Raw genomic sequence first — 24662 nt, forward strand, 5'->3', positions numbered from 1 at the left:
TCTGAAAGCACAGAAATATTTCGCTTAGGGGGTTCGCTTCCGGCGAAAGTGTTGTTATGATGCGCGCCGTTGGAGAGATGCCAGAGTGGCCGAATGGGACGGATTCGAAATCCGTTGTACCTTCACCGGTACCTAGGGTTCGAATCCCTATCTCTCCGCCATTACATAGAGAAAGCCCCGTAGCTGAAAAGTTACGGGGCTTTTTCGTTTCTGTGATTACCGCCGACAACTATCAAATCTCCTTGATCGGGGTCTCATCCTGCACCCCCATGATCAACTGGATTACGTGCAGGCAATCCACCTTGTTCACATAAGACTCGCCGCTGGCGATGATCTCATGGTTTCCCGCCCGCAACCTTCATCGCCATTAGCCTTTTCCGGTGCTCGGAGTGCCTTTGAATTGCCTGTAAATCTCGAAGTACATTCAGTTCGCTCCCTGCGATAGATCGTGCGACAGCCTGTGTGACGCATCGGTGCAAGCCTGGCAGAGCAGTTTTTTTTGGTTATCGGACATTTGTTTCAAATCCCAGGGGGATGCTCTGATACAGCGGGTTAGAGCGGGTGGATCAGTCTTTGAATTGTCCAAAACGGCGCCGTTTCACCCTTGCAACACCTTCGGAGCTACTGCTTAATATGGAGTCGTTCATAGCGTCCAAAATATTTCGGCAACCGAAAACCATTATAAAAAGAGCACTCCATTTGACTGAGCACGGAACGCAACCGGCCTTCCAGGTGACGTTATCGCTGGTTGTCCCCGTTTTTAATGAGGAAGACAGTCTCGACACGTTTCTCCTGCGTATTGATGAAGTTTTCCGGCAGCAGGAATTGATAAAGCTTGAATTGGTATTCATCAATGACGGCAGCACTGACGCCACGCTTGCACGCCTGCTTGAGCGACAGCAGCACGATTCGCGTCTGCGCATCGTTGACCTGAGTCGCAACTTCGGCAAAGAAGCGGCATTGTCCGCCGGTTTACAGATCGCCACCGGACAGATCGTTGTGCCGATCGACGCCGATCTGCAGGATCCGCCAGAGATTATTTTACAGATGATCGAGCGTTGGCGAGAGGGCTATGAAGTGGTACTCGGTCACCGGATCAGCCGTCGTAGCGATACGTGGGCCAAACAGACTTCCGCCCACTGGTTCTATCGCCTGCACAACAAGATCGCTGAGCAGCCGCTGCCGGAAAACGTCGGGGATTTTCGCCTGATGGATCGCTGTGTGGTCGATGCCTTGCTCACCTTGCCCGAATCTCGGCGCTTCATGAAAGGCCTGTTTGCCTGGGTCGGGTTTCGCACTACCCACGTTGATTACATGCGTCCCGAACGGGTGGCGGGGCAGAGTAAATTCAACGGTTGGCGGTTGTGGAACTTTGCGCTGGAAGGTATCACCAGTTTTAGCACTGAGCCTTTGCGAGTGTGGACGTACATAGGGGCGCTGGTGTCGCTCGTCTCTTTCGCTTTTGCCATATTTATCGTGGTGCGCACGTTGGTCCATGGTGTCGACATGCCCGGTTACGCCTCGCTGATGGTCGCCGTGACGTTCCTTGGCGGCCTGCAACTGATTGGCATCGGCGTACTCGGTGAGTACTTGGGCCGCACTTACATCGAATCTAAACGCCGGCCGGTTTTTCTCGTGCGCCGCGTCTATGACCCCAAGGCCTAAAGCATGGATCTCAAGGAAACCGCCATCCTCGGCGATAGCATCGGTGAGCATTGGTATTACTGCTCGAAAGCGGCAGCGACCCGCCGCCTGCTGGGTGACGCGCCAATCAAGCGGATTCTCGACGTGGGCGCTGGTTCGGGTTTTTTTACCCACCATTTGCTGACTCATACCGAGGCGCGCGAGGCCTGGTGCGTCGATATCAGCTACCTCGCCGATTCCAGTGCGACCACCGCCGGTAAACAGGTGCATTACCGTCGTGGCATCGAGACCGTCGACGCCGACTTGGTACTTTTGATGGACGTGCTGGAGCATGTCGATGACGACCTCGGTTTGCTCAAGGCTTACGTCGATAAAGTGCCGTCAGGCAGTCGGTTCCTGATGACAGTGCCTGCCTTCCAGTTCCTCTGGAGCGGCCACGACGACTTTCTAGAACACAAGCGTCGCTACACCCTGGCCCAATTTGAAACCCTGGCCCGGAACGCGGGTTTGACGGTGCAACGCGGTGCCTACTATTTCGGTGCGGTGTTCCCGATTGCCGCTGCGTTACGCTTGTTGCCCCACGGACGGCAGGGGGCGGTACCTCGTTCACAGCTCAAACGCCATCATCCGCTGGTGAACAATGTGCTCAAGACCCTCTGTAAGCTTGAATTGCCATTGTTGGGCATGAACCGCCTGGCCGGTTTGAGTGTATTCGTACTGGCGCGAAAGCCGTGACATCCGCCGAAAAAACAGCGCTGATCCAGCGCGGATTGCGCTTTGCTGTAACCGGATTGTTCGTTACTGCCCTGCATGCGCTGGTTGCGGTGCTGTTCATCAATTTCGTCGTCGCACATCCGCCTCTGGCTAACGGTGTGGCATTTGCCGTGGCGACGGTGGTGTCCTACGTCATCAACACTACCTGGAGTTTTGCTGCCCGATTGCATGGCAGAACTCTGCTGCGTTTCCTGCTGGTATCGGCGGGCGGTTTTTTGTTGGCGATGTTTGTCGCCTGGACCGCGCAGATGGCGGGGTTGCATTATCTGCTGGGGATAGGTGCGGTAGCGCTAACGGTACCGGCATTCACTTTTGTTTTGCACAATTTTTGGACGTACCGATGAAGCTTTGCACAACGCGCCGGGTGACTGGGCTGCTGCCCGTCCTTTTGGGAATCCTTGCATTTTTCATCGTGGTCGGCCCGCGGGCATTGAACCCGATGAATATTGCCTGGTTGGAGGGGGGCGATCCAGCCACCCATTACCTGGGCTGGGCTTTTTTCAGGCATTCACCCTGGACATTTCCGTTAGGGCTTAATCCCTTGTATGGGTTGGAATTGAGTAACGCGGTAATTTTCTCGGATTCCAATCCGCTGTTCGCTTTTATCTTCAAGCCGTTTTCAGCTCTGCTTCCTGAACCATTCCAGTATTTCGGGATTTGGTTTCTGACGTGTTTCATCCTGCAGAGCTGGTTTGGCTGGAAGCTGACCGGATTGGTCAGTCGCAATGTGGTGTTGCAATTGCTCGGTGCCGGGCTGTTTTTGTTCGTCCCGGCGATGATTATCCGCATGGAAGTGCATTTATCCCTGGCTGGACATTTTCTCGTATTGGCAGCGCTTTATCTTGCCCTGCGCCCATTTACGCAAAAACGCTGTCTGGCCTGGGGGGCGCTGCTTGGTGCGACAGCACTGGTGCACGCTTACTTGCTGGCGATGGTTGCATTGATCTGGATCGCGGACCTCGCGGCCAAAGCCCTCCAGCGCCGCCTGACGCCGGGCAAAGCGCTGACCGAGTTGATCGGTCTGTTCCTGTTGGTCAGTCTGTGTTGCTGGCAAGCGGGTTACTTCAGTGTTGGCGATAGTGGTCTTTCGTTAATGGGATATGGCTTGTTTCGGGCGAATGTCCTGACCTTCTTTGATCCGGGTACGTGGTCCTACACCATGCGGGACATGCCAGGTGTGTTGGGCGACAGTGATGGGTTTGCCTTCCTGGGGTTGGGTGTCATTTTCCTGCTCATCTGCGCTTTAGTGCTATTGCTGCAAGGGGCGGGGGACCTTGGCGCCAAGGTTCGCCGATACCCTCTGCTTTTTGTTGCGCTTGCTAGCCTGGCGATGTTCGCCGTATCCAATAACGTAGGTGTAGGGTCATTCGAATTCCGGATACCCCTGCCGGACGCCGTTGTAGCCGTCGCAACCATCTTCCGTGGCTCAGGACGGATGATCTGGCCGGTGATGTACATGGTTATTTTTGCCACACTTTATGTGGTGGTTCGTGGGCATACCCCGCGCACGGCGGTGATGCTGTTGAGCATCGCTTTGGTGATTCAGGTGGCGGATACGCGATCGGGATGGACAGTCGCGCGCGGTTTTTTCATGACTTCACCAGCGTCCGAGTGGAAGACGCCACTGGCCGATCCTTTCTGGCAACAAGCAGCAAAGCATTATCAGTACGTGCGATGGATTCGCCCGCAGAACTTATCGGAGCAGTGGATGACATTGGCCGATTATGCGCATGCCCATCATCTACCCACAAATGCCGTCTATCTTGGGCGAGTCAGTTCGCTGGCCGTCGAGGCGGCGCAGGCAGAGTCGGTTCGGATGCTGGATTCGGGAAGTTACTCGCAAGATACCCTGTACGTGCTGGATAGCCGCTCCTTGCTCCAGGCTGCCCTGACATTGAAGAGTGATATCGATGTGCTCGCCAGAATTGATGGTTTGAATGTGTTGGCGCCGGGATGGAAGCGCTGTAACGATTGCCCGCCCGTCTTGGTGCCGGATGCATTGAAGCTGATTCCGGAACTCAAGCAAGGCGAGAGAGTGGTGTTCAGTAAAGAGAGTCCGGCGGTGGATTATTTGGCCAAGGGATGGTCGCTCAATGAACCGTGGGGAACCTGGTCCGAAGGTGCCGAGTCGCAAATCGTTTTGCGGCCAACATCAAGGGTTAATTCATTGTTGCTGGAGACCAACGCGTTGCTCGCACCTACGCACACAGAGCAGTCGCTGGAGATTGTCGTCAATGATGTGAGTGTACTGTCCACCCGGTTGGTCAAGCCTGAAGCAAACCGAATCAACATCGAATTACCCGCAGCCGTGCAACAGCTCATCGAACGTCAAGGCGTGCTGCGTATTTTTTTCAAATACCCCAATGCCATCAGTCCGGGCGAGCTTGGCATGAGTAACGACCCGCGCAAACTGGCAATCGGATTACAGGCGCTGACTTTGAACTGAACAAACGTAACGTCTGCACCGGCATTGTCTGTCGTGCAGGCACGTAGACGTTATCCCCGAGCCTTTCTTGGGGATCGGGGGGCACTGGATGAATCGCAACGAACTTCGCAAGGCGGATATCAACCTGATGGTGGTATTCGAAACGCTGATGCTGGAGCGCAATGTCACTCGGGTGGCGGAGAAGCTGTTTCTCGGTCAGCCGACCATCAGTTCTGCACTCAACCGCTTGCGTGCGATGTTCAATGATCCGCTGTTCATCCGTGTTGGCCATCGCATGGAGCCGACGGCACGGGCAGAGGAGATCATCAGGCACCTGTCGCCGGCGCTGGATTCCTTGTCCGTGGCCTTGAGCCTGACCCATGATTTTGACCCGGCCAGCAGCACGATGACGTTCCGCATTGGCTTATCCGACGACGTCGAGTTCGGCCTGTTGCCGCCGTTGCTGCGAACCCTGCGCCAGGAAGCGCCAAAGGTGGTGTTTGTGGTGCAGCATGTCGATTACTGGCGGATTCCCGACTTGCTGGCGTCCGGCGATATCACGGTGGGTATCAGCCAGACCCGTGGCTTGCCGGCCAATGCCAAGCGCAAGTTGCTGCGGCATATCCAGCCCAGCATTTTGCGCGCAGATGCTTCCGACACTCCGCTGACGCTCGACGAATATTGCGCGCGGCCGCACGTGCTGGTGTCCCATACCGCCAACGTCAGTGGCTATGCCGACGAGTGGCTGGCGGAAATCGGCCGCACGCGCCAGGTGGTGCTCTCGGTACCGCAATACAGTTCGTTGCCGGCACTGCTCGCCGGAACGGACCTGATCGCCAGCCTGCCGGACTACACCGCCGAGGCGATGGCTGCTTCGGGCATGCTGTTCAAGGAGCCCTTTCCGTTCAAGACACCGACCCTGGATTTGTCCATGGTCTGGCTCAGTCATGTCGATACCGACCCTGCCGAGCGCTGGTTACGTTCGCGTTTGGAGGCGTTCATGAGTGAGCGTGCCGTTTTGCCGCTGCCCGAATGAACGGGGCATGTTATACGTACGACCTTTCCATCCCCTTCCAGGAGCCAACTCATGCCTCACCTGCACATGGAATACACCGCCAACCTGACTGACCTGAATGCCGATGTGGCGTTGATGCGGTTGAACAATACGCTGGTGGGTTCCGGTCAGTTTGCTGCCGAATTCGACATCAAGAGCCGCGCGGTCAGGGTCGAGACGTTCAAGGTCGGTACTACTTTGGCTGAACGGGCATTCGTGCATGTGAAACTGGCACTGTTGAGTGGGCGTTCCGCACAGATCAAGAAACAACTCTCCGAAAGCCTGCTGGCGGTGGTTCAGGACTTGTGTGAGTGGCCGAGCGGTGTTGAAGTCCAGTTGTGCGTGGAAATTCTCGACATCGATCGCGATTCCTACAGCAAGACCGCCATCAGCCACTGAGTATCAGGCCGTTTCCTGCACGGCGCAGGCCTGTATCACTTGCGCTCGCAGCCAGGTGTTGGCGCTGTCCTGATCGACGCTCTGGCTCCACTGCATGTCGAGGGTGAAACCCGGCAAACCCTCGGGCGCTTCGCAGTGATTGAAGGTGTCGGTACTGGCCAGCAGCCGCTGGATGCGCCGGGGCAGGGTCAGGGCATAGTCGGTGCCGGTAATCAACTTCAGCGCTGCACTGTAACTGTTGGCGCGCGCGACGATTTGGCGCTGTTGGGCCTGCTGCGCGAGCCAGCCGTCGACCATGTTGGTGGCGGACATCCAGGGTGTCGGGAACACGTGTCGACGTTCGACATAGGTTTGCAGGCTCAAACGCGGTTCCGCCGGGGTGGCGCGTTTGTCGAACACACAGACCAGATCATCTTCGAGCAGCGTCCGGGATTTGAAATCGACGTGGCTGCGATGAAAGTTCGGGCCGAAACACATCACCAGGTCGAGACTGCCTTCGCGCAACGCTTCGGCAGGGATGTCGGCTTCGAGTTTGAGCACATTGACCGTCACCGGAAGATCGGCGAGGGCGAAGGTTTTCAACAGGCGCGGCAGGATCAACTGCTCGAAATATTCCGGTGCGCAGAGGTTGAACGTCACGGCTTGCAGGCCAGGGTCGAACGCGGGTGAGCCGGCGTGACACAAATTGATGCTTTCCAGGATTTTCAGCACGTGAGGGTACATCGCGCTGGCCTTGCCTGTGGGCTGCATACCGCCGATACGGGTATGGATGAACAGTTCGTCCTCGAAGCTGTTGCGCAGTTTTTTCAGGCAGTAACTCACGGTGGACTGGCTGACGCTAAGCATCTCCGATACGCCGGTGACGCTGTTCTGCTCGTACACGGCGACGAACACCGTGAGGTCCTGCATGTCGAGTTTTCTAAGCGAATTACTGTTCAGCATCCATTGCGTCTCGCTGCGTCCCCTTGCACTGACCGTGTGCCAGGGTGAGTGAACGATCCTAGCGGAATGAGCGAACAGGGAAAATGCCTTGCAGGAAGTTTTGCCCTGGAGCCCTTCAACTCTGGATCATCGCCGACACGGCGCGGCGACTGGAGATCAACAGCGCGAACATGCCGATGCCCACCAGCAGCGCGCCGGCCAGCTCCAGCGGCAGCGGCATCTGGCGGCCCCAAAACCAATGAAACAAGGTGATGAACAGCGTGCTCAGGTAGATGTAGGAAATCACCGAGGATGGCGCGATCACGCCGATGGCCCGATGCAGCAGCCAGAACGTCGCCAGGGTGGCGAACACCGCCAGGTACATCAACCAATAGAAGTCCTTGAGCGTCAGTGATGATGCCGAGCGCCAACCGCCACTGAATCCACAGAACACCAGCAGAAACAGCGCGCCGAACAGCATGTTCCAGAATGTCATGGGCACCGGCCCGCGTCCCTTGAGACTATTGGCTTTCAGGCGTTGGCTTAGAGGGGCGTAAAGTGCCATCGCCAGGCAACCGATGCCGTACACGGTCAGCGCATACGGCGATGGAAAGTCGTCGGGGCCGGTGCCTTTCATGATCAGTAACACCGCCCCGGCAGCGGCGAGCAGCATCGGCACAATCCGTTGTTTCAGGCGGCTGTCAGGTATGAGCACGGCCTCGAAAGCCAGGGTCATCAGCGGTACCAGTGTAAACATCGTTCCGGTATTGACGGCCGAGGTGTAGCGCAATGCTTCGAACAGCGAACCGAAGTACAACGCCAACAGCAGGCCGAGCACCGCGTGACCCAGCAGCCCGCGGGCGGTCATGACGGCATTGCCTTCACGCAGCAACAGCGGCAGAAACACCAAGGCGCAGAACAACAGGCGCAAGCCGGTCAGCAGGATCGGGTCGATGGCCTGGCTGACTTGCGCCGCCGCGGAAAACGAGGCGGCAATCAGCAAGGCCCAAAGCAGCATGCTGGCGTGAGCGGCGGCGAAACCGGTGGTTTTCATGGCAGGCTCCGGGTTAGTGGATGTGGCGGCTGTAGTGCCTTGGGTTGAAGCGCAAAACCATCAACATCATCAGTGCCATGACCGCCGCCAGCGACCACCAGGCCCATTCAAAGCTGCCGAGCCGGTCGCGGATGATCCCTGCCAGCAGAGGCGACAGGCTGGCGATCAGGTAGCCGATGCCTTGTACGAATGCAGTCAGGCCACCGGCGCGCAATGGATTGTCCAGGTGATCCAGCGATACGATCAGGCTCATCGGGAACAGCCCGCCAATGCCCAGCCCCAGCAGGCATGGCCACATCAGGCTCAAGTGCTGCGGGCTCAGAATCAGTCCGCAGAAACCGGCGATGATCAGTGCCAGCAAGACCATCAGCACGACTCTGCGGTCGCGGCAGCGATTGGCGATGAAGGGCGTCAGCAGGCCCGACAGCACTTCCATTGCGGTGAGAAACCCGAGCAGCAATCCGGCGTGTTGTTCGCTCCAGCCCTTTTCCACGTAGTACGGCGCCAGCCAGGCCAGAACGCAGGTGTAGGACGCAGTGCCCAGGCCAAAGAAGATCGCGAGTAACCACGCGCGGGAATTGGCGAAGAACGATCCTTTGCGGGATGCCCTCGAATCCAGTGTTGGCATCCTTGTGCTTTGGCTGCGCCAGAAGAGCAATGCCAGCACGGCGAGAACGGCCCAGATCGCCAGGCCCATACGCCAGCTGCCGGTAGACGCCATCACCAGTGGCGCAAAGGACGCCCCCATGGCGGCACCGCCCATGATCGATGTGACGTAGAGACCCATGCACAGGGCAACGTGGTCGCTGAAGCGGGATTTGATCAGCGCAGGTATCAGGGCCTGGATCAGGGCGATGCCGATACCTGCCAGTACGGCGCTGAGGATCAATTCGCCTACCGAATCGACAAACAGGCGCGACACCGTGGCCACGCCAATGATCAGCAACGAAAGTACGACCGTGCGCTGTTCACCGAGACGCTGGCTGACACGTAGTCCGAAAAACATCGCCAGTCCCATGGCCATGACCGGCAACAGGGTCAGCAGTGATGCCAGGCTGAAACTCAGCGGGATGTCCTCGCGAATCGCCGAGAGCAACGGCCCGACGGCGGCCATGGAGGGACGCAGGTTCAGGGCGACGAGCGCAATGCTGAACATCAACCAGAGAGCAGGGCGGGTAGTCGCGCGGGTGTTTTCCATGATCGGACCTTGAACGGTAGAGGTGCGATTAGGCGCGCGAGGCCGCAAGGCCGCAAATCAGAAAGTCTGGTGATGTATTTGGAAATTAAATAAGAGTGCGGTCATATGGACGCCGTTGAATGTTTAGCCATTCGACATCCAAGGTTCTTCAAATCCTGATTTAACGACTGAACCCATCGTGTGACGCTGCCGGTCATCTGTTTTCTGCGGTTCTCTCTATGGACGGTTGGCCAGTCGCAATCCACTTCAAGGCAACCTTCGGCGCTCGTGCGTCGAGCCTTGGTCGTCGATTCACGCCCGCCACTGCGCCAAGCCTCTCTGCACTTCCTTCTGAACTGGCCTTCTGGGCGCTGTGGCATTGCCGACATGCGCGCCCGCCGGATTCCTGCTTTTTCCGCTGATCGTTCCTACATATTCCGGTAGGTACCGGAATTAAAGTGCGTGTGCCTTTGTGCACCCGTCAAACACGGAAAAAGAGAATTCCCATGAGTTGTGCCACGACCTCGTTCGCCACCCGGCTTGAAGCCCTGACTTTTCTGGAACAGAACCCGGATATTGAAATGTTCGAGCTGTTCATCCTCGACAACAACGGTGTGCCGCGGGGCAAGCTGCTGCACCGTGACGAGCTGCTGGCGGTGTATGAAAGCGGGCGCCCATTGCCGAGCACCATCCTCGGCCTGACCATCAACGGCGATGACGTGGAAAACTCCGGGCTGGTCTGGGATGTCGGCGATATCGACTGCCGGGCTTACCCGATCAGCGGCAGCCTCACGCGTATGCCATGGCGTCTGATACCGACCGCGGCCGTGCAGGTCAGCATGCACCCGACTGAGGGGATGCCCGCTACCATTGCCGATCCCCGTCACTTACTGGCGAAAGTCATCGAAGGTTTGCAGGCTGACGGCTATTACCCGGTCATGGCGGCGGAGCTGGAGTTCTATCTGCTGGATCAGCAACGCGACAGCAATGGCCGGCCGCAACCGGCACGGGATGTCGATGGCGGGCGTCCGCGCGGCACCCAGGTCTATGGATTGCGCGAGCTTGAACAGATCGAGCCGTTCCTGGCCGATCTCTACAGCGCCTGCAAGCTCCAGGGGATTCCAGCACGCACGGCCATTTCCGAATACGCGCCGGGGCAAGTGGAAATCACCCTCGAACACCGCACCGACGCGTTGCAGGCCATGGACGAAGCGGTGCGTTACAAGCGTCTGGTCAAAGGGGTGGCGCACAAGCACGGCATGACAGCGTGCTTCATGGCCAAGCCATTCGATGACCTGGCCGGCACCGGGATGCATATGCACGTGAGTCTGGCGGACAAGCAGGGCAACAACCTCTTTGCCAGCGAAGCCCCGGATGGAACGCCCCTGCTCAAGCAGGCTGTCGCCGGCATGCTCAGTACCTTGCTCGATTCGCTGTTGCTGTTCTGCCCCAACGCCAACTCCTACCGTCGATTCCAGGCCAACAGCTATGCACCGCTGGCAGCCACCTGGGGTGTGGACAATCGCACCGTGAGTTTGCGCGTACCGGGCGGGCCGGCGTATTCCCGGCACATCGAGCATCGAATTTGTGGCGCGGATGCCAACCCCTATCTGGCGGCTGCAGCGATTCTGGCCGGTATTCATCGCGGTATCCGCGAACAACTCGACCCGGGTGCGCCGGTGGAGGGCAATGGCTACGCCCAGGCCGCGAAACTGTTGCCGACGGACTGGCTGACCACTTTGCGATCGCTGGAAGGTTCCAGTTGGGCCAGGGAAGCCTTCGGCGGCGAGTTCCTCGGTGTCTACCTGGCGGTGAAGCGCGCCGAGTATCGCCAATTCATGGGGGAGGTCGGGGAGCAGGACTGGCGCTGGTACCTGCATCAGGCTTGAGCCGAAACTGAACCCGAGCTGAACCATTCTCAAATAGTCTGAAGTTTCAGGCCGGTGTTATAAGCCAACTAATTGTTGGCTTCTTTTTCACAAAAAATTGATGGTTGGCTACCTAAAATTAGAATTGTCTCGGTCAATGAAATTTTCACATTGACCGAGGGCACTTCTTTTCAGGACTCGCCGAACCTCATGTTTAAGATTAAAGCCGTGCGCCCCGAATGGGTGACACTGATTGCCAGTGCATTTTTGTTGGTTGGCTTCAACTTTGTACTCTGGCAACACCTGTTCGAAATCACTACGTCCGATGGCAAAGGCATGGTCATGCGCGTGGCCTTCGGGGTGATGATATTCGCGGCCTTCAACATTGTGCTGACCCTGCTGGCCTTCCGACCGGTGCTCAAGCCGCTCCTGACCCTGCTGTTCATGGTCAGCGCGGGCGTGGCGTATTTCATGAGCCAGTATGGTGTCCTGATCGACACCGGCATGTTGCGTAACTTCGCTGAAACCAATGCTACGGAAGTGCGCGACTTACTGTCGCTCAAGTTGTTTGTTTATATTGTACTGCTCGGTGTATTGCCGTCGTGGCTATTGTGGAAGGCACCGATTAATTATCGTCGCTGGCACCGTGAACTGCTCAGTAAAGTCCTGGTGATATTTGCTTCTGCGGCCGTCATTGGTGGTGTTGCACTGGTTAACTATCAAGGCTTGTCTTCGCTGTTTCGCAATCACCACGAGTTGCGCCTGATGGTGGTGCCAAGCAACTACATTGGAGCCTCGGCTGGTTTATTGCGCGAGAAAGTAGCGACTGCGCGGCAACCCTTTGTGAAGATCGGTGAAGATGCCCAACGCAATACGGTCTGGCAAACTCACGGGCGCAAATCCCTGACGGTGCTTGTCGTCGGGGAAAGTGCCCGGGCGGAGAACTTCGGCATCTTTGGCTATGACCGCGACACCACGCCAAAACTGAGTAAGGAAGATGGCCTGATCGCCTTCACCGATGTGCATTCCTGCGGAACTGAAACCGCCGTTTCGGTGCCTTGCATGTTCTCCAACATGGGGCGCAAGGATTACAACGCCAGCAAGGCCAAGAACGAAGAAGGCCTGCTGGATGTGCTCAAGCATGCGGGTATCGACGTGATCTGGCGTGACAACCAGTCGGGCTGCAAGGGTACGTGCGATCGCGTCACCCTTCAGGACGTCAGCAATCTGAAAGACCCGGCATTGTGCGCCAACAGTGAATGCCGCGACGAAATCCTGCTGCAGGGGCTGCAACATTTCATCGATACCCTGGACAAGGATACCGTGCTGGTATTGCACCAGATGGGTAGTCACGGTCCGGAGTACTTCAAGCGTTATCCGAAAGAGTTCGAGCGCTTCACCCCGGTTTGCGAGAGTAATGCCCTGAACAATTGCAGTCGCGAAAGTATCGTCAATGGCTACGACAACACCTTGGTCTATACCGACCATGTGCTATCGACCCTGATCGATCTGCTGCGCAGTAACCAGTCCAAAGTGGACACCGCGATGCTGTATCTGTCGGACCACGGTGAATCCCTGGGCGAGTACAACTTGTTCCTCCACGGCACGCCTTACATGCTGGCACCGGAGCAGCAAAAACATGTAGCCATGTTTGCCTGGTTCTCTGACAACTATAAAAAGTCGTTTGCGGTCGATACCCACTGCCTGCAACAGAGTCGTGAAAAGCCCCTGAGCCAGGACAACCTGTTCCATTCGATGCTTGGACTGCTGGAGGTCAACAGCAAGGTCTACAACCAGGATCTGGACATGTTTGCCGGATGTCGTGGCCCGGTGACTGACGGCGTGCTGGCCAAGGATTGAGTGCTCCGATTTTGTTTCACTCGGTGGCTGCCGACCTGCGGCCTGTTGAACGTTTATCAAGAGCCATTGCACATGTCCGCTCAACCCCCATCCGCCATCGAGCTTGAGATTGCCCGGCGCTACGATCAGGAACACGCGCGCGTCTGCCTTCAGCCGCAAGCGCCGGGCCTGGCCGGGCGGCTGACGCACTGGCGCGAGGCGCGTCTGGTGCGCAATGCACTCAAGGTCGCTGGTGAACCGGGGCTGATCCTCGACGTGGCCTGCGGGGTGGGGCGTTTCTGGTCGGTGCTGGCCGAACATGCGAATCGGGTGATCCTCGCGACGGACCCGTCCCAGGACATCCTCGATCATGCCCGCACACATCACCCGCAAAGCCTGCTGAAGCGGATCAAGACCTTTCAAAGCTCCGCCTTCTCGATTGGTTTGTCGGAAAACGCGGTTGACTGCATTTTTTGCATGCAACTGTTTCAGCACCTTTACAGTCCGGAACATCGTCTGGCGATGCTGGGCGAGTTTTACCGGGTCAGTCGCGATACGGTGATCGTCGCGGTGCGCCTCGATGGCCTATTCAAGGGCGCGCATTCCAGCATGGAGGAGCCATTACCGAGCAAGGCCGGGGTCGAAAGCGAGTTCAGGCAGGCGGGATTCCGTTTGCTCAGCCATCAGGATTTTTTTCCGGGTTGTGCACAGATGCGGGTCTACGTGCTGGGTAAGACCAGCTAGGCCGAGCTTGTCGGACTATTCTTCATGTCACGCAGTCATTTTCGCTAACGCTCTTGTTCAGTGGATGCGCGGAAATCGCCGGGGGCGATATATACTGCGCGCCATTCTTCAAGGGAGAGCCGTGTGGCCATCGATATTCACTGGATTCGCGACAACGATAGCCTCGGTCGGTTTTGTGCCGAGTGGCAGCAACTGCCATTCGTTGCCCTCGATACCGAATTCATGCGGGTCGACACCTTCTACCCGATCGCAGGCCTGCTGCAGGTCGGCGATGGCAAACGTGCCTACCTGATTGATCCGCTGACCATCGACAACTGGCAGCCTCTGGCTGCATTGCTGGAAAACCCGGCCGTGCTCAAGGTTGTCCACGCGTGCAGCGAAGATCTCGAAGTCCTGCTACGCCTGACCGGTAGCCTGCCGGTGCCACTGTTCGATACGCAATTGGCAGCCGCTTACCTGAACCTCGGTTTCTCCATGGGCTATTCGCGGCTGGTGCAGGAAGTGCTCGGCATCGACCTGCCCAAGGGTGAGACCCGTTCCGACTGGCTGCAGCGTCCGCTCTCCGAAACCCAGATCAGCTATGCCGCCGAAGACGCCGTGCACCTGGCCGAAGTCTTCGTAAAGCTGCGTCCAAAGCTGTCTGACGAGAAATACGCCTGGGTTCTGGAGGACGGTGCCGAACTGGTGGCCAACCTGCGCCGCGAGATCGATCCGAACGAGGTCTATCGCGATGCCAAGCTGGCCTGGAAGCTGTCCCGCGCCCAACTCGCGGTATTGCGTGAACTCTGCGCCTGGCGTGAAAAGGAAGCCCGTGCCCGCGATCTGCCGCGCAACCGGATCATCCGCGAGCATTCGTTGTGGCCGCTGGCGCGTACGCAACCGGATAACCTCGGCGCCCTGGCGAAAATCGAAGACATGCACCCGCGTACCGTGCGTCAGGATGGTGAGTTTCTGCTTGATCTGATCAAGCGCTCTGGCAGTGTGTCGCCAGATCAATGGCCGCCAGCCGTGCCGGAGCCGCTGCCGGTGGACGCTGCCGTGTTGCTCAAGCAGCTCAAAGCCATCGGCCAGGCCGAGGCCGAGCGCCTGAACATTGCGCCGGAACTGATGCTGCGCAAGAAAACCCTGGAAGCGCTGCTCAAGAGCGGCTTCCCCAATGGTCCCTACCAATTGCCTGATTCGCTGCGTGGCTGGCGCCGCGAATTGATGGGCCAGGCGCTGCTCGACAGCCTGGTCACCGCCGGAGAACAGCCTTGAAACGTATTTGCTCCATCTACCGCAGCTCGAAAAGAAACGAAATGTACCTGTATGTGCTCAAGAGCGATGCTCTGGAGCGCGTGCCGGATCCCCTGATGGCAGCCTTCGGCAAGGCCATCCATGCGTTCGATCTGGTGCTGAGCCCCGAGCGCAAGCTGTCGCGCGAGGACATCGCTGTCGTGCTGGAAAACCTCGAGAAACAGGGTTATCACTTGCAAATGCCACCTGCCGAAGACGAGTACATCGAGCACTTGCCGGAAGAACTGTTGCGTCGCAACGATCCGGTGTGAGCGGCAGACAGGCTCTGTTCAGCGTGGTTATGAAACACTGATTGATTTTAGCGATGGCAGCATCGACAGAGCACTGCTCTGTCGGCTGCCGTCTGCACCGTTTTTGAAAGGTTTGAAGCATGCGCGTCCTGATTGCTGAACACGACCACCCCGTGTACGCCCAACTGTTGCGCGAGGCAGCACCGGACCTGGAGGTGCTGACCAGCGGTGATTCCGCCGAACTGGCCGGCCAGGCCGCCGATTGTCCGGTGTGGCTCGGCCAGCCTGATCTGCTGGCGACCCTGTTGCGCCAGGGCCATCAACCGCAATGGCTGCAATCGACCTGGGCCGGCATTACGCCGCTGCTGGCCGATGGCTTGCCACGGCACTATCGATTGACCCGTGCAGTCGGCATCTTCGGGCAAGTCATGGCCGAGTACGTGCTCACCTATATGCTCGGTCACGAACGTGAAGTGCTGGCGCGACTGGTCAGCCAGGTCGAGCGCAAATGGGACAGCCGCCATGGCCAGAGCCTGGCGGGGCGCAAGGTGTTGATCGTCGGCACGGGTGATATCGGCCAGAGTGTCGCGCAGTTCCTCGTGCCGTTTGGTGTCGAGCTGTATGGCGTTGCCAGCAGCACGCGGGAACAGGCGCCGTTTATCGAAGTCGGTTCACTGGCGGATCTGCCGCGGCTGGTCGGTGAAGTCGATTACGTGGTCAATCTGCTGCCGAACACGCCGCAAACCCACGATATCTACGACGCGGCGCTGTTCAGGCAATTCAAGCCGACCGGGTTGTTCATCAATGCCGGGCGCGGTGTGGCGGTGGTCGATGCGGATCTGGTGGAAGCCTTGAAGGAAGGGCATCTGGCGGGCGCGGTGATCGACGTCTGCCGTCAGGAGCCATTGCCCCAGCGGCATCCGTTCTGGACAGCCTGGGGCCTGCTGCTCACCGGCCACAGCTCGGCACCGACTTCGCCGTCGATGATGGTGAAGCTGTTTGTCGAAAACCTGCGGGCGTTTCAGGCGGGGGAGGCATTGCGCGGGGAAGTGGATTTCGATCGCGGGTATTGAAATCACTCTCAAAAACTGTGGGAGCGAGCTTGCTCGCGATGAGGCCATTAGCTTCAACATCAATGTTGACTGACTGGCCGCCATCGCGAGCAAGCTCGCTCCCACAGGGATTTTCAGTATGGCTTAGAGAGTGAAGTCGCCTTCAGCCGCCAGCTCGCTCAACGGACGACGCGGGCTTGGTACTTCACGGGCCTGCAGGTACTCCGCCAGGCTGGCCTTGTCCCCCAGCTTGCCCACCGCGACGGCGGCGTGCAGGGCGTAGCCTTCGGGAATGTTCAGCTCCTTGCGGGTCAGTTCCTGGTCGAAGCCGGCCATGCCGTGGGTGTGCCAACCGCTCAGGCTCGCTTGCAGGGCCAGGTGGCCCCAGGCGGAACCGGTGTCGAAGGTGTGCCACAGGGCCGGGGTTTCCTCGGTGGCGCCAGGCGCGACGAAGGTGGTTTTCGAAATCACGATCACCAGGGCCGAAGCATGTTGCGCCCAGCTGCGGTTGAATTCGTTCAGCAGTCCCAGGTAGCGCTCCCAGTTCGGCGTGTCGCGACGTGCGTAAAGGAAGCGCCAGGGTTGCGAGTTGTAGGCCGAGGGTGCCCAGCGCGCGGCTTCGAAGAAGCTCAGCAGGGTTTCTTCGGCAATGGCTTCGCCCGTGAAGGCGCGGGGCGACCAGCGATCGGTGAACTGAGGGTCAATGGTGTAATCGGCAACGCGTGGGTTGGCACTCATCAAGAGATTCCTTGCTACGTTTGAAAGTGGGAGCGACGAAAAACCCTACTTGGCAGCGCAGAAACTGACAAGCCCGTTCTACCGACAGTCGCCAATGCTTGGCCCACGGGGCTACGGGCACTAGACTGGCGGCCTTTTCACCACCTGATGTCGATGCTCGAACCATGGCCGCCAAAGTAGAACCGTTCTGGATACGCAAGACCCTCGATCAACTCGATCAGGAGGAATGGGAGTCGCTGTGCGACGGCTGTGGATTGTGCTGTCTGCAAAAGCTTGAAGACGAAGAAGACAACAGCGTCTATTACACGCGCATCGCCTGCAAACTGCTGGACCTGAAAACCTGCCAGTGCACGGATTATCCTAACCGTCGTGCCACTGTGCCGGACTGTATCCAGCTCACGCCGGGCAAGGCCGACGAATTCAAATGGCTGCCGCCGACGTGCGGCTATCGCCTGGTCAGCGAAGGCAAGGACCTGCCGTTGTGGCATCACCTTGTGTGCGGTGATCGCGATGCCGTGCATCACGAGCGGATTTCCCAGTCCGGGCGCATGCTCGCCGAAGGCAGCGTGCCGGAAGACGACTGGGAAGATCACCTGATTTTCCGCGCCGGCTGACTGCCAGAGGCTCAACCTTTCACGAAGGAGTGTGTATGGCTGTGGGATGGCGGCAGGCGTGGGGCGTTGGATTACTGGCCGTGAGTGCGCCCGTATGGGCAGCGAACAAGGTCGATCTGGATTATCACGTGCGCCTGTTGCCGCAGAGCGATCAAGCCGAAGTGCGCCTGACGCTCGCCCAAGGCTCGGCGGTACGCAGCCTGGATTTCGACCTTGGCGATGGCAGCCACTACAGCGATTTCAAGGCCGACGGCCAATGGCAATTGACCCCTGGTAAAGCGACGCGGGGTGTCTGGCGTCCAGCGGCCGACAAGGCCAGCCTGACGTATCGGGTGAGTATCAACCACGGGCGTAAGAACGGCAGCTTTGACACGCGCATGACGCCAGACTGGGCATTGATGCGCGGCGACGATCTGGTGCCGGCTGCCAGGCTCGATCAACAGGATGGCGTCGAGCTGGTTTCACGCCTTCAATTCGAGCTGCCCGGTGGCTGGAAAAGCGTTGAAACCGCGTGGCCACGGATTGGCCAGAACAGGTTCCGTATCGATAACCCTTCCAGACTGTTCGACCGGCCCACGGGCTGGATGCTCGCCGGCCAGCTTGGCAGCCGCCGGACTCGTCTGGGCGAGACTGAAGTCACCGTCGCCTCGCCGCTAGGGCAGGGCATGCGGCGTATGGATGTGCTGACGCTGCTGACCTTCGTCTGGCCGCAAGTGCAGGCGCTATACCCGCGACACCCGGGCAAACTGCTGATCGTCGGGGCCAATGATCCTATGTGGCGTGGCAGCCGGTCGGCGCACGAGTCGATCTACCTCAACAGTCACCTGCCATTGGTCAGCGAAAGCGGCACCAGCGCCCTGGTCCGCGAGTTGGCCCAGGTGTTCGGACGGATCAACGGCACAAAGCGCAGTGACTGGATCGGCGAAGGCTTTGCCGAGTATTACGCCATAGAGCTGGTGCGCCGGGCCGGCGGCATGAGCGATGAACGCTACGAGAGCCTGCACGGTAAACTGGTCAAGACCAGCCAGAAAGTCACCACGCTGCGCAGTGATCGGGTCAACCCGGTGCAGGTGGCCAGGGCGGTGGTGTTGCTGCAGGAGCTGGACCAGGAGATTCGCCTGAAAACCCACAACAAGCGTTCGCTGGATGATGTGTTGCGCGGGGTGATGCGGCTGGGGGATATCGATACCCAGGCGTTTGTTCAGCTCAGCGAGAGCGTGATAGGTGGGTCTTCAAAAGTGCTCAGTACCGAGTTGATTCAGTAACACCGTCATTCGCGAGCAAGCCCGCTCCCACAGGGGATCTGTGTCGTACACAAATCCCCTGTGGGAGCGGGCTTGCTCGCGAAGAGGCCGGTAGCCTCACCGAAACTGTTGGATCAAACCCCGGCTTTCGGCGACTTCAACGAATCATTACCCGTCACGGTTGCAGTTTTGGTCGCCGCCTCGGCATTGGCCTTCAACTGGCTCAGCTCCTCGCCAGCCCGCTGGATTTTCGCCCGCACGTTGTCCATGTCCCGGCGGCTTTTCTCCAGCAGGCTTTTCGCCGAACTGTGGCCGGTAATGCCGCGCGCCAGGGCTACGCCGCCGATGGCCACCTGGATCAGGCCGAAGATCCCGCCACGACGCAGGCCCTTGCCCACCATCACCACGCCGCCGGCCAGGGAGCCGATGCGTTCCCAGCCTTGCACGTTCTGCTCGGAAGGGCTCTGGAAGGGGGTGGATTCGATACGCTCGACGCGTTTGAGTTCGCTCATGGTCTGTCTCCAGGCTTCAGTGATCGATAGTCAAGCTGACCGCCGGGGCGGGCAGCTCGTTCAATCGGATGTGCGGCGATTCAGCGGAATTTTGGACCGGAACGGGTATTGAGCCCCTTGGACATGCGGTCGTAGAGCACGACGTTGACCGTGGCGGCCAGGTTCATGCAACCAGTGGTCGGAATGTAGACCACGTCTTCGCACCAGTCGCGAATCTCCTTATCCAGCGAGCCGTCCTCCGGGCCGAAGATGTAGAGCGCGCGATCCGGGTGGGTGTATTCCGGCAGAGGGCGGGCACCCTCAACCAGTTCCACGGCGACGGGCACACAGTTGAGCGGCAGGATTTTCTTCAGGTCATCGATGCCGATCAGCGGGATGTCGTAGTGCACGCGCTTGGTATCGGTGACGAAGTCGGCGGCGCGCTCATAGCGCTTGCCGGTGTAGAACACCGACGCCACGCCATAACAGCCAGCGGCGCGCATCACCGAACCGACGTTCTCCGGTGACTTGGGGTTATACAAACCAATGCAGCTGTACCGTTTGTCTGCCACGAGCGGGGTGCCTTTCGGGAAAAAAGCGCGATTATACGGGGATTGGGGGAGGGCGGGCAGATTCAAGACTTGTGGTGTCTGAGCCATTGCTTTCGCGGGCAAGCCCGCTCCCACAGGTTTGTGTGGCGTACACAGTTTTTGTGAGCACCGCCAATCACTGTGGGAGCGGGCTTGCCCGCGAAGAGGCCAGTTCAGGCACTGAAGATTTTCAATCTTCTTTTTTCATCAACCCAGCCAACGCCGCAAACGGGTTATGCGTGGCCTTGGCGATTTTCGGCGTGCTCAGCGAGCCTTCGTCGAAATACTGCTGGTCGGTATAGCGCGAGTGTTCGTTATCGTGGCAGTACAGGCACAACAGCTCCCAGTTCGAACCGTCCTGCGGGTTGTTGTCGTGGTTGTGGTCGCGGTGGTGCACGGTCAGCTCGCTCAGGCGCTTGCCGGAGAACTCACGGGCGCAGCGGCCACAGACGTGCGGATACATCTTAAGGGCTTTGTCGCGGTAGCCCATTTCCTTGTCGCGCTGGTTGTCGGCGAGGATGCGATCCAGCTTCGAAGTGTTGGTCGGGGTGGACGAACTCATGGGTTCACCTTTGTAGAAAGACTGATGACGGTTATAGGGTGAAGTTTAGCCTAGCCCTTGAGCTTCTCGGCAATCCAGATGGTGTGGCGGGTGCCCTTGTTGCCGTGGGCGAAGACCTGCACTTCCTCGGCCTTGAAGCCGGCTTTCTTCAGTTTGTCGGAAAATTGCCGATCGGCGCTGGCCGACCAGACCGCCAGCACGCCTTTGGGGCGCATGGCCCTGGCGCAGGCGTTCAGGCCGGCGGCGGAGTACAGCCAGCTGTTGGCCTTCTGGGTCAGGCCTTCGGGGCCGTTGTCGACATCGAGCATGATGGCATCGAAGCCCTGGGGTTCAGCTTGCAGGACCTTGGCCACGTCTTCCATGCGAATCACCGTGCGCGGGTCGAGCAGCGGGTTGCCAGCCTTTTCGCCCAGCGGTCCACGGTTCCACTCAACCACACCGGGGACCAGCTCGGCGACCACCACTTCGGCGCTCTTGCCCAGGTGCTTGAGCGCCGAGGCAAGGGTGAATCCCATGCCCAGGCCGCCGATCAGCACCCGTGAATTCGGTCGGCCCGCGACTTTGCGGCAGGGGATCTCGGCCAGGGCATCTTCGGAGCCGTGCATGCGCGTGTTCATCAATTGTCCGCCGTCGCCACCCTGGATCTTGATGACGAAATCCTCGCCATATTCGAACAGGCACAGGGCACCGCCGTTTTCAGGAATGGGGGTGGTGTCCAGCAGAACGAAACGTTTCATGGGGCTCACTTGAAGAAAATTGGCAGAACTCGGGAGGGCAAACAGACGCAGTTGGGAGTAGCCTGTTCATGACGACAAGGCCAACGGAGCCATTGATGAAGCGCACCATTCTAACGGTCATTGCCCTGGCCGCGCTCTCGATAACTGCAGCGCAGGCCCAACAGTTGCAAACGATTCCCGTCAGCCCCGCGCCGATACCCGGTTCGCCCGGCACCGCCACGCCCACGCCTTACCCGCAAATCAGCCCGGCGCCCTTGCCGAAAGTCGGCCCCGGCAGTAGCGGGCCGCCGTTGGTGCCGATTGAAATGCCCAACCCGCCAACCAAGGATCAGCCTGTGCCGGGAATCGAACCGAACCCGCCGAAAGTCAAATCACCGGGTGGCTAGACCTGCTGCGACAGCAATTGACCGTCGGCCATGCGCAGGCGTTTGGACAGGGAGACGGCGAGGGCACGGATGATCTTGGCGGCGATTTTCGGTGCATCGTTGAGCATCTTTTCCAGTGAGTCCTTGCCCAGGTTGAGCAACTGGCAGTTGCTGGCGGCCACGCAACTGGCCGAGCGCCTTTCGCCGTCGAGCACGGCCATTTCCCCGAACGAGCGGCCGCTGCGCAACGTGGCGATGGTGACTCGTTGCCCGTCAGCGGTGGTTTTCTGCACCGCCACCTGACCGGTATGGATGATGCACATGAAGCTGCCGGCATCGCCCTCCTGGAAGATCACCTCGCCCTGGGCAATGGTGCTGATACTGAAGTAGCCCGAGGCCGCGGCGAAGTCCGCCGGCAACAGTTGATTGAACAGGCCGCAATCCATCAGCCAGTCGCGAATTTCGTTGTTCAGAAAGGTTGATTCAGACATGTCGTCACGGTCTTTTGTTTGTCTGGTTCCCTGTAGGAGCTGCCGCAGGCTGCGATCTTTTGACTTTGATTTTTCAAGATCAAAAGATAGCCGCCTGCGGCAGCTCCTACAAGGGATTGGTGTTGTATCCGTCCGCAATCAAGGCCGGTTTATACCCAATACCTTGAACAAAAATGCATATTCGAGCGCTACGTCACGCAATCCCTGATATCGACCGCTCATCCCGCCATGCCCGGCACCCAGTTCAGTCTTGAGCAGTAGCGGATTGCTGTCGGTCTTGGTCGAGCGCAGTTTCGCCACCCACTTGGCCGCTTCCCAGTACTGCACGCGGCTGTCGTTGTAACCGGCGATCACCAGGGTCGCCGGATACGCTTGCGCGGTGACGTTTTCGTACGGGGCGTAGGCCTTGATCCGATCATAAACGTCCGGCTCTTCAGGGTTACCCCACTCGTCGTATTCCGTCACGGTCAATGGCAGGTCAGGGTCGAGCATGGTGTTGAGGACGTCGACGAACGGCACTTCGGCGATGGCGGCGCCAAACAGCTGCGGCCGTTGATTGAGCACTGCGCCGATCAGCAAGCCGCCAGCGCTGCCGCCGCTGATTGCCAACTGCGGTGCAGTGGTGAAGCCTTGGGCGATCAGGTGTTCGGCGCAGGCGATAAAGTCGCTGAAAGTGTTGTGCTTGTGCTCCTGCTTGCCAGCGCGATACCAGGCTTCCCCCAGTTCGCCGCCGCCTCGTACGTGGGCAATGGCAAACGCCATGCCGCGATCCAGCAGGCTCAGGCGCGCATGGGAAAACCATGGGTCGAGGCTTTCGCCATAGGCGCCATAACCGTAGAGGTACAGCGGCACCGGTTTGCCGAGGTCGGTACGTTTGATCACCAGGCTGATGGGCACTTGCGTGCCGTCCGGCGCCGTGGCCCACAGGCGCTGGCTGATGTAGGCGTCGGCGTCGAACGGGCCGAGCACCGGGGTTTGCTTGAGGACTGTCTGTTCGCCGGTCGCCAGCTCCAGTTGGCGGATTTGCGCCGGACGGTTCAACGCTTCGTAGCGCAGGCGAATCCGCTCGCTTTCGAACTCCAGGCTGTTTTGCACGTGCAGGCTGTAGGCCGCATCCGGCAATTGCACGCGATAAGGCGCCAGGCCTTGTGGGTGTACTTCAATGACCGGCAGACCGCCAAGCCGCAGGCTGAGGGTCATGGCCCCGGTGTTCAGGCTGATGCCGTCGATCATCACCGTGTCGCTATGGGGGATCAGGTTCTGCCAGTCGGCTTCGGTGGGCGCGGCGCCGGTATCGACGGCCGTGTACAAGGCGAAATTGATGCCGTCGCGGTTGGTGCGGATGAACCAGGTCCATTGTCCGTCGAGTGCGCCGTGATCCACGTCGTACTCATGATCCTCAACCCGTGGCGCCAGGCAGGTAAACGCCTGCTGGGGCCGGGAGGCATCGAGCACCCAGACTTCGCTGGTGGTCTTGCTGCCCACGGACAGCAGCAGTTGCTGCTCGGAGCTTGAACGGTAGCAATGCATGAAGAAGCGACCGTCCGGCTCATGGAACACTTCTTCGGCCGCCGTACCGTCCAGCCGATAGCGATACAGCTTGTGCGGGCGATGGGTGTCGTCCAGTTCGCCAAAGAACAGCGTCAGGCTGTCGTTGGCCCAGGTCATGCTGCCGTCGCAGTCCTGGAATTCCAGTTCGCTGACGCGACCGTCGGACAATTCCTTCACGAACAGCGTGTAAATCTCGTCGCCACTGGAGTCGATGCTGTAGGCCAGGCGCTGATGGTCCGGGCTGATGCTGAACGCACCCAGGGAAAAGAAGCCGCCGTTGGCCAGTTCGTTGGGGTCCAGCAGCAGTTGTTCGCGGCTTTCGTCGAGGGTCAGGCTGTCATCGGCCGGACGCGGGCAGCGGTAGTGCCGGGCATACTCATCGCCTGCGGTGGTGCGGGTGTAATACAGATACGGTCCCCAGGGCGAGGGCAGGGACAGGTCGGTCTCGAGAATCCGCCCCTTGATCTCCTCGAACAGGGTTTCGCGCAGCTCGGCCTGGTCGGCGGTTTGCGCCTCCTGATAGCTGTTTTCGGCTTTCAGATAGTCGAGTACTGCATCGGTGTCGCGCTCTTGCAGCCAGGCATACGGATCGGAGCCATCAGCCTTGTGGGCAATCGGAGCGTCGTGAATGTTGGCGGATAGGGGCATGAAGGACTCTCGAGCAGTGTACGGAATTGGGGGTGAATAACCTGTGGGAGCGAGCTTGTGTGGCGAGGGGGTTTGCCCCCGTTCGGCTGCGAAGCAGTCGTAATACAGACACCGCGTTGTTTAAATACCGCAGTGACTTGTTTTAGGGCCGCTT

The 24662-nt window shown here is 59.0% G+C and carries 25 protein-coding genes, 1 tRNA gene and 1 pseudogene; 16 read left to right on the forward strand and 11 right to left on the reverse strand.

Annotation, left to right across the window (positions count from 1 at the left end):
• The first annotated feature begins 71 nt into the window (after positions 1-71).
• Positions 72-161 (forward strand) — tRNA-Ser (locus C9422_RS07890).
• Between the two features lie 71 nt (positions 162-232).
• On the opposite strand, the pseudogene C9422_RS07895 reads toward C9422_RS07890, so the two are convergent.
• Positions 233-424 (reverse strand): annotated as a pseudogene (locus tag C9422_RS07895) (YegP family protein).
• A gap of 275 nt (positions 425-699) precedes the next feature.
• Here C9422_RS07895 and C9422_RS07900 point away from each other — a divergent pair.
• The 6 genes from C9422_RS07900 to C9422_RS07925 all read left to right on the forward strand — a co-directional run bounded on the left by C9422_RS07900 (position 700) and on the right by C9422_RS07925 (position 6296).
• The gene (locus C9422_RS07900) at positions 700-1665 is read left to right on the forward strand and encodes a glycosyltransferase family 2 protein (protein WP_033048395.1); all 966 of its coding nucleotides are present in this window, start codon (positions 700-702) and stop codon (positions 1663-1665) included.
• Between the two features lie 3 nt (positions 1666-1668).
• A complete protein-coding gene (locus tag C9422_RS07905) occupies positions 1669-2379 on the forward strand; it encodes a bifunctional 2-polyprenyl-6-hydroxyphenol methylase/3-demethylubiquinol 3-O-methyltransferase UbiG (RefSeq protein ID WP_116580247.1) in 711 nt (236 codons plus the stop codon).
• A complete protein-coding gene (locus C9422_RS07910) occupies positions 2376-2762 on the forward strand; it encodes a GtrA family protein (protein ID WP_007979764.1) in 387 nt (128 codons plus the stop codon). The genes C9422_RS07905 and C9422_RS07910 overlap by 4 nt, the downstream gene beginning before the upstream one ends.
• Positions 2759-4864, forward strand: coding sequence for a DUF6311 domain-containing protein (locus C9422_RS07915; RefSeq protein WP_116580248.1), 2106 nt, complete (start codon positions 2759-2761; stop codon positions 4862-4864). Before C9422_RS07910 ends, C9422_RS07915 begins: the two co-directional genes overlap by 4 nt.
• Positions 4865-4952: 88 nt before the next feature.
• Positions 4953-5879 carry a LysR substrate-binding domain-containing protein gene (locus tag C9422_RS07920; protein WP_102674441.1) on the forward strand — a complete coding sequence of 309 codons (927 nt, stop codon included), beginning with the start codon at positions 4953-4955 and terminating at the stop codon, positions 5877-5879.
• A 51-nt stretch (positions 5880-5930) separates the two neighbouring features.
• Positions 5931-6296 (forward strand): 5-carboxymethyl-2-hydroxymuconate Delta-isomerase, encoded by a 366-nt coding sequence (locus tag C9422_RS07925; RefSeq protein WP_116580249.1) that lies wholly within the window; start codon positions 5931-5933, stop codon positions 6294-6296.
• Between the two features lie 3 nt (positions 6297-6299).
• Here the strand turns inward: C9422_RS07925 and C9422_RS07930 are convergent, their stop codons facing one another.
• The 3 genes from C9422_RS07930 to C9422_RS07940 form a co-directional block, all read right to left on the reverse strand.
• Positions 6300-7238, reverse strand: coding sequence for a LysR family transcriptional regulator (locus C9422_RS07930; RefSeq protein WP_116580250.1), 939 nt, complete (start codon positions 7236-7238; stop codon positions 6300-6302).
• Positions 7239-7353: 115 nt separating this feature from the next.
• A complete protein-coding gene (locus C9422_RS07935) occupies positions 7354-8271 on the reverse strand; it encodes a DMT family transporter (protein ID WP_116580251.1) in 918 nt (305 codons plus the stop codon).
• Positions 8272-8284: 13 nt separating this feature from the next.
• Positions 8285-9469: a cyanate transporter gene (locus tag C9422_RS07940; protein ID WP_116580252.1), complete on the reverse strand. Its 1185-nt coding sequence runs from the start codon at positions 9467-9469 to the stop codon at positions 8285-8287.
• Positions 9470-9954: 485 nt separating this feature from the next.
• Between C9422_RS07940 and C9422_RS07950 the strand changes: the two genes are divergently transcribed.
• The 6 genes from C9422_RS07950 (at position 9955) to C9422_RS07975 (ending at position 16498) form a co-directional block, all read left to right on the forward strand.
• Positions 9955-11337 (forward strand): glutamine synthetase family protein, encoded by a 1383-nt coding sequence (locus tag C9422_RS07950; protein ID WP_116580254.1) that lies wholly within the window; start codon positions 9955-9957, stop codon positions 11335-11337.
• 189 nt (positions 11338-11526) lie between these two features.
• Positions 11527-13176: a phosphoethanolamine transferase gene (locus tag C9422_RS07955; protein ID WP_116580255.1), complete on the forward strand. Its 1650-nt coding sequence runs from the start codon at positions 11527-11529 to the stop codon at positions 13174-13176.
• Positions 13177-13248: 72 nt separating this feature from the next.
• The gene (locus tag C9422_RS07960; protein WP_116580256.1) at positions 13249-13899 is read left to right on the forward strand and encodes a class I SAM-dependent methyltransferase; all 651 of its coding nucleotides are present in this window, start codon (positions 13249-13251) and stop codon (positions 13897-13899) included.
• 123 nt (positions 13900-14022) lie between these two features.
• On the forward strand, positions 14023-15156 hold the full coding sequence (rnd, locus tag C9422_RS07965) for a ribonuclease D (RefSeq protein WP_116580257.1): 1134 nt from the start codon (positions 14023-14025) through the stop codon (positions 15154-15156).
• Complete coding sequence (locus C9422_RS07970) at positions 15153-15446, forward strand: YcgL domain-containing protein (protein ID WP_033048390.1); 294 nt, start codon at positions 15153-15155, stop codon at positions 15444-15446. Before rnd ends, C9422_RS07970 begins: the two co-directional genes overlap by 4 nt.
• Positions 15447-15565: 119 nt before the next feature.
• Positions 15566-16498: a D-2-hydroxyacid dehydrogenase gene (locus tag C9422_RS07975; RefSeq protein ID WP_116580258.1), complete on the forward strand. Its 933-nt coding sequence runs from the start codon at positions 15566-15568 to the stop codon at positions 16496-16498.
• Positions 16499-16621: 123 nt separating this feature from the next.
• Here C9422_RS07975 and C9422_RS07980 read toward each other — a convergent pair whose 3' ends face one another.
• Positions 16622-17215 (reverse strand): nitroreductase family protein, encoded by a 594-nt coding sequence (locus C9422_RS07980; protein ID WP_116580259.1) that lies wholly within the window; start codon positions 17213-17215, stop codon positions 16622-16624.
• Positions 17216-17379: 164 nt separating this feature from the next.
• Between C9422_RS07980 and C9422_RS07985 the strand changes: the two genes are divergently transcribed.
• Complete coding sequence (locus C9422_RS07985) at positions 17380-17829, forward strand: YcgN family cysteine cluster protein (RefSeq protein ID WP_116580260.1); 450 nt, start codon at positions 17380-17382, stop codon at positions 17827-17829.
• Between the two features lie 35 nt (positions 17830-17864).
• Entirely contained in the window at positions 17865-19094 is a 1230-nt protein-coding gene (locus C9422_RS07990) for a hypothetical protein (protein WP_116580261.1), read from the forward strand.
• Between the two features lie 113 nt (positions 19095-19207).
• Here C9422_RS07990 and C9422_RS07995 read toward each other — a convergent pair whose 3' ends face one another.
• From C9422_RS07995 to C9422_RS08010, 4 genes are all read right to left on the reverse strand, one after another.
• A complete protein-coding gene (locus tag C9422_RS07995; protein WP_116580262.1) occupies positions 19208-19585 on the reverse strand; it encodes a DUF2892 domain-containing protein in 378 nt (125 codons plus the stop codon).
• Between the two features lie 80 nt (positions 19586-19665).
• Positions 19666-20136 carry an RNA methyltransferase gene (locus C9422_RS08000; protein ID WP_007993783.1) on the reverse strand — a complete coding sequence of 157 codons (471 nt, stop codon included), beginning with the start codon at positions 20134-20136 and terminating at the stop codon, positions 19666-19668.
• Positions 20137-20344: 208 nt separating this feature from the next.
• A complete protein-coding gene (locus tag C9422_RS08005) occupies positions 20345-20716 on the reverse strand; it encodes a YajD family HNH nuclease (protein ID WP_007898702.1) in 372 nt (123 codons plus the stop codon).
• Positions 20717-20766: 50 nt separating this feature from the next.
• On the reverse strand, positions 20767-21453 hold the full coding sequence (locus tag C9422_RS08010) for a spermidine synthase (RefSeq protein WP_116580263.1): 687 nt from the start codon (positions 21451-21453) through the stop codon (positions 20767-20769).
• A gap of 95 nt (positions 21454-21548) precedes the next feature.
• Here C9422_RS08010 and C9422_RS08015 point away from each other — a divergent pair, with 95 nt between their 5' ends.
• A complete protein-coding gene (locus C9422_RS08015) occupies positions 21549-21839 on the forward strand; it encodes a hypothetical protein (protein ID WP_116580264.1) in 291 nt (96 codons plus the stop codon).
• Here the strand turns inward: C9422_RS08015 and C9422_RS08020 are convergent.
• Both C9422_RS08020 and C9422_RS08025 read right to left on the reverse strand, forming a co-directional pair.
• On the reverse strand, positions 21836-22309 hold the full coding sequence (locus tag C9422_RS08020) for a cyclic nucleotide-binding domain-containing protein (RefSeq protein WP_116580265.1): 474 nt from the start codon (positions 22307-22309) through the stop codon (positions 21836-21838). The two genes, C9422_RS08015 and C9422_RS08020, sit on opposite strands and share 4 nt — an antisense overlap.
• A 138-nt stretch (positions 22310-22447) precedes the next feature.
• Positions 22448-24508 (reverse strand): S9 family peptidase, encoded by a 2061-nt coding sequence (locus C9422_RS08025; protein WP_116580266.1) that lies wholly within the window; start codon positions 24506-24508, stop codon positions 22448-22450.
• Between the last annotated feature and the right edge of the window lie 154 nt (positions 24509-24662).

The sequence above is a fragment of the Pseudomonas sp. B1(2018) genome, assembly GCF_003097365.1.
Classification (GTDB): domain Bacteria; phylum Pseudomonadota; class Gammaproteobacteria; order Pseudomonadales; family Pseudomonadaceae; genus Aquipseudomonas; species Aquipseudomonas laurylsulfatiphila.